8 protein-coding genes are annotated in these 12036 nt (G+C 72.0%); 4 read left to right on the top strand and 4 right to left on the bottom strand.

Annotated features, from left to right (window positions below):
* Nucleotides 1-69: 69 nt before the first annotated feature.
* The 3 genes from ACWEK3_RS35430 to ACWEK3_RS35420 form a co-directional block, all read right to left on the bottom strand.
* Nucleotides 70-2568 (bottom strand): ATP-binding SpoIIE family protein phosphatase, encoded by a 2499-nt coding sequence (locus tag ACWEK3_RS35430; RefSeq protein WP_453251568.1) that lies wholly within the window; start codon nucleotides 2566-2568, stop codon nucleotides 70-72.
* Between the two features lie 148 nt (nucleotides 2569-2716).
* Entirely contained in the window at nucleotides 2717-5107 is a 2391-nt protein-coding gene (locus tag ACWEK3_RS35425) for an MFS transporter (protein WP_453251567.1), read from the bottom strand.
* Between the two features lie 158 nt (nucleotides 5108-5265).
* Nucleotides 5266-5709 carry an SRPBCC family protein gene (locus ACWEK3_RS35420; RefSeq protein ID WP_450539750.1) on the bottom strand — a complete coding sequence of 148 codons (444 nt, stop codon included), beginning with the start codon at nucleotides 5707-5709 and terminating at the stop codon, nucleotides 5266-5268.
* Nucleotides 5710-5900: 191 nt separating this feature from the next.
* Between ACWEK3_RS35420 and ACWEK3_RS35415 the strand changes: the two genes are divergently transcribed.
* The 3 genes from ACWEK3_RS35415 to ACWEK3_RS35405 all read left to right on the top strand — a co-directional run bounded on the left by ACWEK3_RS35415 (nucleotide 5901) and on the right by ACWEK3_RS35405 (nucleotide 9186).
* Complete coding sequence (locus ACWEK3_RS35415; protein ID WP_453251566.1) at nucleotides 5901-6956, top strand: Rv2578c family radical SAM protein; 1056 nt, start codon at nucleotides 5901-5903, stop codon at nucleotides 6954-6956.
* 134 nt (nucleotides 6957-7090) lie between these two features.
* The gene (locus ACWEK3_RS35410) at nucleotides 7091-8686 is read left to right on the top strand and encodes an alpha/beta hydrolase (protein WP_453251565.1); all 1596 of its coding nucleotides are present in this window, start codon (nucleotides 7091-7093) and stop codon (nucleotides 8684-8686) included.
* Nucleotides 8687-8787: 101 nt separating this feature from the next.
* Nucleotides 8788-9186 (top strand): RidA family protein, encoded by a 399-nt coding sequence (locus tag ACWEK3_RS35405; RefSeq protein WP_361421371.1) that lies wholly within the window; start codon nucleotides 8788-8790, stop codon nucleotides 9184-9186.
* A gap of 57 nt (nucleotides 9187-9243) precedes the next feature.
* Here the strand turns inward: ACWEK3_RS35405 and ACWEK3_RS35400 are convergent, their stop codons facing one another.
* Nucleotides 9244-9819 (bottom strand): adenylosuccinate lyase, encoded by a 576-nt coding sequence (locus ACWEK3_RS35400; protein WP_450539745.1) that lies wholly within the window; start codon nucleotides 9817-9819, stop codon nucleotides 9244-9246.
* Nucleotides 9820-10192: 373 nt separating this feature from the next.
* On the opposite strand from ACWEK3_RS35400, the gene ACWEK3_RS35395 reads away from it, so the two are divergent.
* Nucleotides 10193-11998: a 3-hydroxyacyl-CoA dehydrogenase family protein gene (locus ACWEK3_RS35395; RefSeq protein WP_450539743.1), complete on the top strand. Its 1806-nt coding sequence runs from the start codon at nucleotides 10193-10195 to the stop codon at nucleotides 11996-11998.
* The last annotated feature ends 38 nt before the right edge of the window (nucleotides 11999-12036 follow it).

Here is a 12036-nt window from a genome sequence, read left to right as displayed (position 1 = left end):
CACAACCACCGGGTGCCGGAGCGGGAACGGAGGGACCGGACCCTCGAACGGTGGTGTGCCGGGGGCGGGTCAGCGGCGGGGCAGGGCGAGTTCGAACCAGACCGTCTTGCCGGTGTTCGTACGGCTTGTGCCCCACTCGCGGGCGAGGGTGCTGACCACCCGCAGGCCCCGGCCGGACTCGTCGGCCGGGCCGGCGCTCAGCAGGGTGGGCAGGTCGTGGTCGTCGTCCTCCACCTCGCACAGCAGGGTGTCGCCGCGGACGAGGCGCAGTTCGACGGGTCTGCCGTGGGAGTGCCGTACGGCGTTGGTGACCAGCTCGCTGACCATCAGCTCGGTGGGGTCGGTGAGCCGGGCCAGGCCCCACTCGTGCAGTTGCTCACGGACCACGGCGCGGGCCCGGCCCACCTCGGCGCGATCGCGGGCCAGACGCAACTGGGCGACGTCGTCCGGCTCGATGCCGTTCAGGCGGGCCATCAGCAGCGCCACGTCGTCCTTGCGGCCACCACGCGTGTTCAGGGCGCGAATGATCGTGTCGCAGGCGTCGTCCATGGACGCGGCCGGGTGGGCGGCGGACTCGCACAGTGTGGCGAGACCCACACCGATGTCCTCGCCGCGCACCTCGACCAGCCCGTCGGTGCACATCACCAGCCGGTCGCCGGGCCGCACGGGGACCCGTACCGCCTCGAAGGGCACCCCGCCGACGCCGATGGGCGCCCCCGTGGGCAGGTCCAGCAACTCGCTGCGGCCGTCGTCCGCGCGCACCAGGACCGGCGGTATGTGGCCGGCGTTGGCGAGGTGCACCTCGCTCGCGATCGGGTCGTACACGGCGTACAGGCACGTCGCCAGGTAGGTGTCGCCGAGCCGCTGCGCGAGGTCGTCCAGGCTGCGCAGCAGCTGGGCGGGCGGCAGGTCCAGCGCGGCCATGGTCTGCACGGCCGTACGCAACTGCCCCATCATCGCGGCCGAGTTCAGGCCGTGTCCCATGACGTCGCCGACGACCAGTGCGGTGCGGGCCCCGGGCAGCTTGACCGAGTCGAACCAGTCGCCGCCGACCCGGCCGAGCAGCGTGCCGGGCAGATAGCGGGTGGCGACGTCGCAGCGCGCCATCCGCGCCGGGATGCTCGGCAGCATGCTGTCCTGGAGGGTCTCGGCGACGCTCTCCTGGTACGTGTACATGCGCGCGTTGTCGAGCACGAGGCCCGCGCGGGCGGCGAGTTCGGCACCGGTGACCCGGTCCATGTCGTTGAACTCGGCGCGCTCGGGGTGACGCAGCAGGGCCATGAAGCCGAGGACGACGTTGCGCGCCTTCAGCGGTACGACCAGCATGGAGCGGTTGGTGATCATCGGCCGGAGGTCACGCTTTTCGAACTGGCAGGCGATGGCATGGCCCATCTCCTCGCTGATCCGCGGTATGAGCACCGGCTCGCCGGAGGTCATGCACTGGAAGAACGGCGTGTCCGCCGGGAACGGCATGGCCTCGCCGACCGGTACGACGTCGTCCCAGCGGCCGGGTTCGTCGGTGTGCTCCAGGGCCACCCGGTGCCACATGGTGGTCGTGTCGGGCACGCCCTCGGGGAACCCCTCGCCGGCGACGACCTGTTCGCGCAGGTAGGTGCAGGCCACGTCGGTGAAGCGCGGTACGACGGCCCGGCTGACCTCGACGATGGTCCGCGCGAGGTCGAGCGAGGTGCCGATCCTTCCGCTGACCTCGTTGAGGAACTCCAGGCGCTCGCGCACGGCGGCGTACTCGAGGTCCTCGACCCCGTCGTCGGCCTGTTCCTCCGGTAAGGGCAGTCCCTGGGCCGCCGCCCGCGCGGCCCGCTCGCGGCGCGCCCTGCGCTCGACCCGCCGCGGCACACCCCAGTCGGGGGTGACGGGCACCCGGTCGTTCTGGCTGAACTCCAGTACCGGGTAGCCGAGTTCGAGCACCTGCGCGACGATGCGGGCGCTCTCTCCGACACTCATGCTGGGCAGGATCTCGGGCAGCCGACGCGCGAGTTCGTCGGCGCCGGGGAAGTCGGTGTGCAGGGCGAAGGCCGGCGCGATGCGCTCGAACGCGCCCGCGTCCACGACCTGGTCCGCGTCCTCGTCCCCGTCAACGTGTCCGTCGCTGTGGCGCAGCCCGTCCGCGTCGGCGGCGAGCACGAGCAGCCGCTCCCGCCCCGGGCCGACCAGCGGGTACGCCCACCACAGGACGTCCACCCGGTCCCGTTCCGGCACGGCGAGCCGGGCCCGGCCGGCGGCCGGGTAGGACAGCCGCCCGTCCAGCGAGGACTCCAGACCGGGGCCTGGCCCGTCATAGCCGCCGTGGGACCGGTAGGGGGCACCGTCCGCCTCATCGGGCAGGGCGCCGGAGACGGGCAGCAGGTCGGCCGCCGGGCTGCCGATCGCCTCTTCCTTGGCTCTGCCGAGCAGCCGCCGCGCGCCCCTGCTCCAGTGCGACACCAGGCCGTCGTCGTCGACCACGACCACGGCCAGCGGGACCCGTCCGGCCGGGACGTCCGCCGCCACCGCGCGGCCCCCGGCTCCGCGGCCCGGAGGTACGCCCCATTCGGTGCCACGGTCCATGACCCAGGCCCCTCTCCCCACGGCTGCGCAAGATCTGTCCCCCGGGCACCACGGTACGGCGACGGCCCGTCACGATGTGCGGCAATACGCGAATTGGTCTCAGGGGGAGCGCACCGGCGCGCGGTGGTGCGCTCGCCCGACGCGCTGTTCAGTCCTCGTGCCCGAGCTGGAGATCCCGTTCCGTACGTCCACCGCCCGCCACCTGCAGCACCGTGGCGACGGGCGGGTAGCCGGCCGCGATCACGGTGTACTCGCCGGAGGACAGGTCGACGAACCGGAACGTCCCATCGGGTCCGGTGGTGAGCGTGTCGACGACGTTGCCCGCGGCGTCGAGGAGGGTGACGCGCGCGTCCTCGACGGGCCGCCCGCCACTGGCCCGGACGGTCCCGCGCAGCACGGCCCCGCCCGCGAGCTCGACGTCCTGGCGGGTCTCCCGCGCGGCCTGCACGCTGACCGGCAGCGCGGCCGGGCGGAAGGCGGGCGCGCTGCCGGCGAGGGTGTACTCCCCGGCGACGAGTTCGGTGATGGCATAGCCGCCCTCGCGCCCGCTGCGGGTGCTGGCGACGACCTCGCCGTGCACATTGGTCAAGGTGACGGTGGCGTCGCGCACGGGGCTGCCGTCGGCGGTGCGCACGGTGCCCGTGAGGCGTCCGGCGCCGCCGAGGACGACGTCGAGTTCGACGGGCCGCTCGCCGACGGTCACGGAAACGGCCTGCGGCTGGTGCCCGCCGGCCGCGGCGATCAGGACGTACGAGCCGGTGCCCGGCGTGGACAGCGCGTACCGCCCGTCGTCGCCGCTCGCGCCCCGGCCGATCTGCTGTCCCGCGACGTCGATCAGGGTGAGCGCCGCGCGGGGCACGACGGTGCCGTCCGGATGCTGCACGGTGCCGCAGACGGGCACGCCGGCGGCGAAGGGTGAACGGGCCTGCGGCACGGTGGGGTTCAGCGGCGCGGTCTCCGGGTCGGTCACATGGGCGTTGTGGGACACCAGCGGTTTCTCCTTGAGGAAGAAGGCGATGAGCAGGCCGAGGACGAGCACCGGCACCAGGTAGAGGAAGATCCGCGGCATGGCGTCCGCGTACGCCCCCACGTAGGCGTCGCGCAGGGCCGGCGGCAGTGCCCGCACGGCCTGCGGGGTGATCGACTCGGGGTCGGGGAGGGCGGCACCCGCGCGCGGGGGAACGCGGTCGCGCAGGGCGTCGGTGAGCCGGCCGGCGAACAGGGTGCCGAAGACGGCGGCGCCCACGCTGCCGCCGATCTGTCGGAAGTAGTTGTTGGCGCTGGTCGCCGTGCCGAGGTCGGCGGGGCGCACCGAGTTCTGCACGGCGAGCACCAGCACCGGCATCACCAGGCCGATCCCGGCGCCGAGTACGGCCATCCAGACGCTGTACTGGAGCCGGGACGTGTCGACTTCGAGCCGGGACAGCAGCCACATGCCGAGGGCGGACAGGGCGCTGCCGAGGACGGGGTAGATCCGGTAGCGGCCGGTGTGGCTGATGAGCTGCCCGGAGACGATGGACGCCCCCACGATGCCGCCCATCATGGGCAGCATCAGCAGTCCGGACTCGGTGGCCGAGGCGCCGTCGACCATCTGGAGGAAGGTGGGCAGGTAGCTGGCCGCCCCGAACAGCGCGACGCCGACGACGAGTCCGACCAGGCCGCTGACGTTGAAGACGGAGTCGCGGAACAGCCTGAGCGGGATGAGGGGTTCGACGGCGAAGCGCTCGGCGACGAGGAAGAGCGCGGTGGCCGCGACGGCGCCCGCGCCCAGCCCCAGGATGACCCGTGAGCCCCAGGCGTACTCGGTGCCGCCCCAACTGGTCAGCAGCACCAGGCAGGTGGAGGCGGCGGCCAGCAGCAGGGCGCCCAGCACGTCGAAGCCGGCCCTGACCCGTGGCCTGGGCAGCTTCAGCACGACGGTGATCACGGCCAGGGTGACCAGGCCGAACGGCACGTTGATGTAGAAGCACCACCGCCAGGACAGGTGGTCGGTGAAGTAGCCGCCGAGCAGCGGCCCGGCGACGGAGGCGAGTCCGAAGGCCGCGCCGATGAGTCCCATGAACCGGCCGCGCTGCCGGGGCGGCACGATGTCCGCGATGATGGCCTGCACGCCGATCATCAGTCCGCCCGCGCCGATGCCCTGCACCGCGCGGAAGGCGATGAGCTGGTCCATGGTCTGCGCCCGTCCGGCGAGCGCGGAGCCGGCGACGAAGACGGCGATGGCGAACTGGAAGACGCCCTTGCGGCCGATCAGGTCGCCGAGCTTGCCGTAGATGGGCAGGCCGACGGTGGAGGTGAGCAGATAGGCGGTGATCGCCCAGGACATCCGGTCCAGGCCGTGCAGCTCGCCGACGATCTTCGGCAGCGCGGTGGCGACGATCATCTGGTCGAGCGCTGCCAGCAGCAGCGCGAGCATCAGCCCGACGAAGACCAGCCGCACCCCGCGGGGGCCCAGCCGCGGGGCGGGGGCCGACGGCGGAGCGGGGACCCTGGGGGGCGCCGCGACCGGCTCGTCCTGCACCAGAGTGATCCCGCCCACGTACCGCTCCCTCGTCGCACCTGCCGCACGATTGCCGCGCAATGCGACAACTGTGGACAAGGCGACGAGTTACGGCGGGCCTCCGGTCCGGGGGGAGATCCACTCGAACCGGTGAGCTGCCAACGACGCTCGCCGGCAGAGGAGTTGCTCCAGAAAGGCTACTTCTCGACCTCGGTGGCGAGCTTGGCGAGCATCGCGTCGTAGATCCGGGCGAGGCCCTTGGGGGCGAACGTCCTCTCGAAGAAGCCACCGATACCCCCGGCCCCCTTCCAGGTGGTGGTGACCACGACGCGGGACTTGCCCTCGCCGGCCGGGGTCACACGCCAGACGGTGACCATGGAGGAGTTGCGGTCCCTCTCGACCAGCTCGCCGTCGGAGGGCTCGGTCACCTCCATCAGGCAGTCGCGGACCCGCTTGCTGGTGGCCTGGAGCTTCCAGTGGACGAGGGTGCCCTCGCCGTCGCCGCCCTCGCGCACCTCGTACTCGCTGAAGTGCTCGGGCAGCACCTTCGGGCGGGTGCCGCTGTAGTCGGCGACCGCGTCGAACACAGTCTCCGCGTCGGCGGCGACGACCCGCTCCGTAGTGGCCTCGACCTGCGCCATGGCTTCCTCCAGGACATCCGTTCTCAGGCTTGGGGCAAGCCAATCACCCCGCCGCCCGAGGCCCCAAATCGGGGCCCGGCAAGTGATCGAACACGGCACAGCGGGCGATCGGGAACGGCGTCCGTACGGTCACCCGCACGATCAAGGGAACATGTGTTCTATTCTGTGGAGAGCACTATCCAGGAGGCGCCATGCGCTGGGACAACCTCACCGTGGACCCGGGGAACTCCGGGGACTCCGGTCACGGCCGGGCCGACGCCGCGCTCTTCGGGGCGGACGCGGTCGTCACACGTACGTTCGACACTCCCGAGTTCCGCGGGATCACCTTCCACGAGATCCGGGCCCGTTCGATCATCAACCGGGTTCCGGGCGCCTCGCGCATGCCCTTCGAGTGGACGGTCAACCCGTACCGCGGCTGTACGCACGCGTGCGTGTACTGCTTCGCGCGCAAGACGCACAGCTATCTGGACCTCGACACGGGCATCGGCTTCGACACGCAGATCGTGGTCAAGGTGAACGCGCCGGAGCTGCTGCGCCGCCAGCTGGCCTCGCGCCGCTGGCACGGCGAGCACATCGCCATGGGCACGAACGTGGACTGCTACCAGCGGGCCGAGGGACGCTACCGGCTGATGCCGGGCATCCTGAGCGCGCTGCGCGACCACGCGAACCCCTTCTCCATCCTGACCAAGGGCACGCTGATCCTGCGCGATCTGGACCTGCTCACCCAGGCGGCCGAGGTCACCGAGGTGGGCGTCTGCGTCTCGGTGGGCTTCACCGACACCGAGTTGTGGCGCACCGTCGAGCCGGGCACTCCCGCGCCCGAGCGGCGCCTGGACGTCGTGCGCACCCTCGGGGAGCACGGCATCGGCTGCGGGGTGCTGATGGCGCCGGTGATCCCGTTCCTGAGCGACCGACCGGCCCAACTGCGGGACACCGTAAGGGAGATAGCGGCAGCCGGGGCCACCTCCGTCACCCCGCTGGTGCTGCATCTGCGGCCCGGCGCCCGCGAGTGGTTCATGGCCTGGCTCGAACAGCACCACCCGCACCTCGTGCGCCACTACGAGCGGCTCTACTCCGAGGGCGCCTACGCCCCCAAGTGGTACCAGCGCCGGATCACCCGTCAGGTCCACGAGCTGGCACGGGAGTACGGGATCGGCCCGGCGCGCGCGGGAGCGGCTCGCCGCATCCAGCCGGCCGAGCCGACGCCGCCCCCGATGTCCGAACCGACTCAACTCACGCTCATTTGAGATCGTTCGAGCGCATCACCCGGCCCAATTGGGTCAAGAATTGCCAGAACGCGTTCTTCCGCTAGATCTTTCCGGGACTATGCGGCGAGGACCGCGAGACCGCGGTCCGCAGCCTCTCCGTCCTGGGAGGACCTATGAGAAAAAGCGCTGCCGTGCTGTGCGGTGCCGCCGTCGTCATGGCCGGATCCCTCACGGCCGTCCCCGCCGACGCGAGCACGCCGCATCCCGCAGCCGCCGTATCCGCCGCCAAGGTCACATGGAAGAAGTGCGGCACCACCAGGTATCCGACCCTCCAGTGCGGATCCGTGAAGGTGCCGCTCGACTACAGGCATCCGTCCGGGAAGAAGATCACGCTGGCGCTGTCCCGCGTCCCGCACACCGCCAAGACCTACCAGGGCCCCCTGCTGGTCAACCCCGGCGGCCCCGGCGGCAGCGGCCTTTCACTCGCCGGTTTCGTCGCCTCCTCCCTGCCCAAGCAGGTCGCCGCCCAGTACGACGTCATCGGCTTCGACCCGCGCGGCGTGGGCAAGAGTTCCCCGGCGCTCGACTGCAAGCCGGGCTCCTTCAAACCGGTGCGCCCGGATTCGGTGCCGAACACTCCCGCGATCGAGAACGCCAACCTCGCGCGCGCGACGTCCTTCGCCGCCGCCTGCGGAAAGAAGCACGCGAGCGTGCTGCCGCACATCAACACGGTCAACGCGGCGACCGACATGGACGCGATCCGCCGGGCCCTCGGCGCGAAGAAGATCAATTACTTCGGTTACTCCTACGGCACCTATCTCGGCGCGGTGTACGCCAAGCTCTTCCCCGAGCGGGTGCGCCGGCTGGTCCTCGACTCGATCGTGGACCCGACGGGCGTCTGGTACGAGGACAACATCCGGCAGGACTACGCCTTCGAGGGCCGCCAGCAAGCCTTCGTCGCGTGGATCGCGCAGCACGACTCGACCTACAAGCTGGGCACGGACCCGGCGAAGATCGAGGCCAAGTGGTACGCGATGCGGGCGGCACTCGCCAGGAAGCCCGCGGGCGGCAAGGTCGGCGCCTCCGAACTGGAGGACACCTTCATCCCGGGCGGCTACTACGACGGCTACTGGCCCTACCTCGCCCAGGCGTTCGCGGCGTACGCGAACGACAAGAAGACCGGGCCGCTGGTCGAGGCGTACGACAACTTCGCCGCCGTGGACGCCTCCGGCGACAACGGCTACAGCGTCTACACCTCCGTGCAGTGCCGGGACGCCTCGTGGCCGCGCGACTGGCGGCAGTGGCGCAAGGACAACTGGGCCGTGTACGCCAAGGCACCGTTCATGACCTGGAACAACGCCTGGTACAACGCGCCCTGTGCCTTCTGGCCGGTCTCGTCCAAGCGCTCGGTGAATGTCGCCAACGGCAAGCTGCCGCCGGTGCTGCTGTTCCAGGCGACCGACGACGCGGCCACTCCCTACGAGGGCGGTGCCACGGTGCACCGGCTGCTGCGGAACTCCAGCCTGGTGGTCGAGCAGGGCGGCGGCAACCACGGCATCACGCTGAGCGGGAACGCCTGCCTGGACAAGCACCTGGCGACGTATCTGACCAACGGCAAGGTGCCGCGCGGGCACGGTGTCGCGGACGCGGTGTGCCAACGGCTGCCCGAACCGAAGCCGCTGGGCGCGGCTGCGTCCGCCGCGGCCGCCTCCCCGTCCGGTGCCGCGCGCGGGGCGGCGCTGCACGACCTCGTCCGCTTCCGCGGCTGAGCGGCCGAACCGGCTCCGCCGGGCCGCCGCAAGCGGTCTGACGGTCCGTCGGGGGTGGTGACCGGATCGTGGTTGCCGGACGCATGGTCCACCATGGACGCATGAGCGAGCCAACCAGGATTCCCGCCCCCGACGGGGTCGCCCCCGCCGCGCACTACTCCCATGTCGTCATGGGCACCGGCCGTTTCGTCGCGATCTCCGGCCAGGTCGCCCTGGACGAGAACGGCGAACTCGTGGGTGAGGGCGACCCGGACGCGCAGGCCCGGCAGATCTTCGAGAACCTCCGTCGCTGCCTGGCCGCCGCCGGCGCGACCTTCGACAACGTCGTCAAGTTCACCTACTTCCTCACGGACACGGCCCACCTCCCGGCGATCCGCGCCGCCCGCACGGCCCACCTGGCCGACGACCGCCTGCCCGCCTCCTCGGCCGTCCAGGTCGCGGCCCTGGTCCGTCCCGATTTCCTGATGGAGGTCGAGGCGTTCGCCGTACTGCCCGAGTGAGGTGTTCGCTCGCCCGGCCGCCGGACCCGTCCGCGTGCTCCCGCGGGTCCCGGCCGCTCACCCTGACTTCGGGATGCGGGCCAGGGCGTCGACCGCCGCCTCCGCCAGGGCCGGGTGGGCGAGGGCCTCGGTGAGGACGGGGCGGGCCCGGCCGTCGCCCAGCGCGCCCAGGCCCTCCACACAGGCCAGTGCCACCCGGCGGTAGGGGTCGTGCGGGCGGAGCCTGCGCTCCAGCGTGGTGATCAGGGCGGGCACGGACTCGGGGGCCCGCAGCTCCACCAGCAGCCGTACCGGATGCAGCGCGTAGGCGACACGCAACTCGTTGGTGGCCAGGGCCGCCGCGGCGCGGGCGGTGCGGGGATCGCCGAGCCGGGCCAGCGCGTACGCGGCACCGACGCAGCGCTGCGGGTCGCGGTGGTTCAGCAGCAGCACCAGGGACTCGAAGGCCCGCCGGTCCCCCGCGAGGCCGAGGCGGAACGCGGCCAACTCCCGGGCCCACAGCGGCTGCCCGGGCGCCGTGAGCACCTCCGCCAGCTCGCCCGGGTCCCGGGTGGCCGCCAGATGCTCGTACGCCGCCGATCCGCCCGCCTCCTGCCGTATGCGCTCCGTGAGCGATCGCAACTCTTCGTCCACGAAAACAGCCTAGGCTCGCGATCCGTCGCGCGGGACGTACATCACAAACTCAGGGGGGTGGCGCGCTCGTTACCCACCGGTTAAGCTCAGACGAGCGAGACACCCTCTCGCACCCTCTCGCAGTGGCCTGGTGACGCAGCCACCGTGAGTGTTGTCGGTTCGGTACCCCGAGTACCGCAGTACGACCCGGCTTCGGGACAGAGCCGGTCGGCTTCGCCGGCTGCCGGGCGCGCAGGCGCCCGCGGCGACCGGCACCGGGCATGTGCGCTCACGGCCCGGCGACACCCGCAACCTCTTCCTTCCGCACCCGGTGCTCCCGTCGGCGCACCGGGGACGCGTTCCCAGTCGTCACCCTCATTCCTGGAGTCCCGCGATGGCCACTCCCCTCTCCGACATCTCCCTGTCCCCGCTGAAGACGATCGCCGTCGTCGGCCTCGGCACCATGGGCACCGGCATCACCGAGGTCCTGGCCCGCGCGGGCCGCGAGGTCGTCGGCATCGACATCAGCGAGGCGGCGGCCGCCAGGTGCGTCGCCGCCCTGGAGAACTCCACCGCCCGCGCCGTGGAACGCGGGCGCCTGACCCAACGGGAGCGCACGGACGTGCTCGCCCGCGTGCGCACATCCACCGACCTGGCCGCGGCGGCCGACGCCGACCTGGTCGTCGAGGTGGCGCCGGAGTCGTACGAGACCAAGCAGCAGATCCTCCGGGAGCTGGACGGCATCGTGCGGCCGGGGGCGATCCTGGCCACCGGCACCAACGCCCTGTCGGTGACCCGTCTGGCAGCCGACTCGGCCCACCCGGAGCGGGTGCTCGGCCTGCACTTCTTCAACCCCGCGCAGGCCATGAGGCTGGTCGAGATCGTCGCCTCGGTGCTGACCGCCCCGCAGGCCGTCGAGGCGGTCACCGACCTCGCCCTCGAACTGGGCAAGGAGCCCGTCGCGGTCGGCGACCGGCCCGGATTCGTCGCCGACGGGCTGCTGTTCGGCTACCTCAACCAGGCCGCGGCGATGTACGAGGGGAGGTACGCCTCCCGCGAGGACATCGACGCCGCGATGCGGCTCGGCTGCGGACTGCCGATGGGCCCGCTGGCGCTGCTCGACCTGATCGGCGTCGACACCGCGCGCACGGTCCTGGAGGCCATGTACGCCGAGTCGCGCGACCGGCTGCACGCCCCCGCGCCGATCCTGAAGCAGCTCAGCGAGGCCGGCCTGACGGGGCGCAAGGCGGGCCGCGGCTTCTACACCTACGAGGCCCCGGGCAGCGGCACCGTCGTGCGGGACGCGCTGACCCCGCCGGCCGGTGACGTGCTCGCCCCCGGCCGCCCCGTGCGCTCCGTCGGCGTCGCCGGCTCGGGCACCATGGCCTCCGGCATCGCCGAGGTGTTCGCGAAGGCCGGATACGAGGTCGTGCTGGCCGCCCGCAGCGCGGAGAAGGCACAGGCCGCCAAGGCCCGTATCGGCAAGTCGCTTTCGCGCTCTGTCGACAAGGGCCGGCTGACCGCCGAGGCCGCCGCGCAGACCCTGGACCGGATCACGGCGACCGGCAGCCTCGACGACTTCGCCGAGGTGGACCTCGCCGTGGAGGCCGTCGCCGAGGACCTGGCGGTCAAGCAGCAGTTGTTCGCGGCGCTGGACAAGGTCTGCAAGCCGGGCGCGATCCTGGCCACCACCACCTCCTCGCTTCCCGTGGTCGCCTGCGCCCGCGCCACCTCGCGCCCGCACGAGGTGATCGGCATGCACTTCTTCAACCCGGCGCCCGCGATGAAACTGGTCGAGGTCGTCCGCACGGTGCTGACGGAGGACGACGTCCACGCGACGGTCCGCGAGGTCTGCGTCCGGATCAGGAAGCACGCCGTCGACTGCGGGGACCGCGCGGGCTTCATCGTGAACGCCCTGCTGTTCCCGTACCTCAACAACGCGGTCAAGATGGTGCAGGAGCACTACGCGTCCCTGGACGACATCGACGCGGCGATGAAGCTCGGCGGCGGCTACCCCATGGGCCCGTTCGAACTGCTCGACGTCGTCGGCCTGGACGTCTCACTGGCCATCGAGAAGGTCCTGCACCGCGAGTTCCGCGACCCGGGCCTGGCCCCGGCACCGCTCCTGGAGCATCTGGTGGCCGCGGGCTGCCTCGGCCGCAAGACCGGCCGCGGCTTCCGCGAATATGCCCGGCGCTGACCGGTCCGGCGACCGGTTCGCGGACGGACGGGAGTGGG

The organism is Streptomyces sp. NPDC004721 (assembly GCF_053601495.1).
Note: the sequence above shows the minus strand (reverse complement) of the source record. Positions and strands in the feature narration are given on the sequence as shown.

Excerpts from the sequence above, each read along its gene's own strand:
- ACWEK3_RS35420 (WP_450539750.1), bottom strand. The coding sequence starts at position 5,709 with ATGGCGCAGGTCGAGGCCACTACGGAGCGGGTCGTCGCCGCCGACGCG.
- ACWEK3_RS35415 (WP_453251566.1), top strand. The coding sequence starts at position 5,901 with ATGCGCTGGGACAACCTCACCGTGGACCCGGGGAACTCCGGGGACTCC.
- ACWEK3_RS35395 (WP_450539743.1), top strand. The coding sequence starts at position 10,193 with ATGGCCACTCCCCTCTCCGACATCTCCCTGTCCCCGCTGAAGACGATC.
- ACWEK3_RS35405 (WP_361421371.1), top strand. The coding sequence starts at position 8,788 with ATGAGCGAGCCAACCAGGATTCCCGCCCCCGACGGGGTCGCCCCCGCC.
- ACWEK3_RS35430 (WP_453251568.1), bottom strand. The coding sequence starts at position 2,568 with ATGGACCGTGGCACCGAATGGGGCGTACCTCCGGGCCGCGGAGCCGGG.
- ACWEK3_RS35410 (WP_453251565.1), top strand. The coding sequence starts at position 7,091 with ATGAGAAAAAGCGCTGCCGTGCTGTGCGGTGCCGCCGTCGTCATGGCC.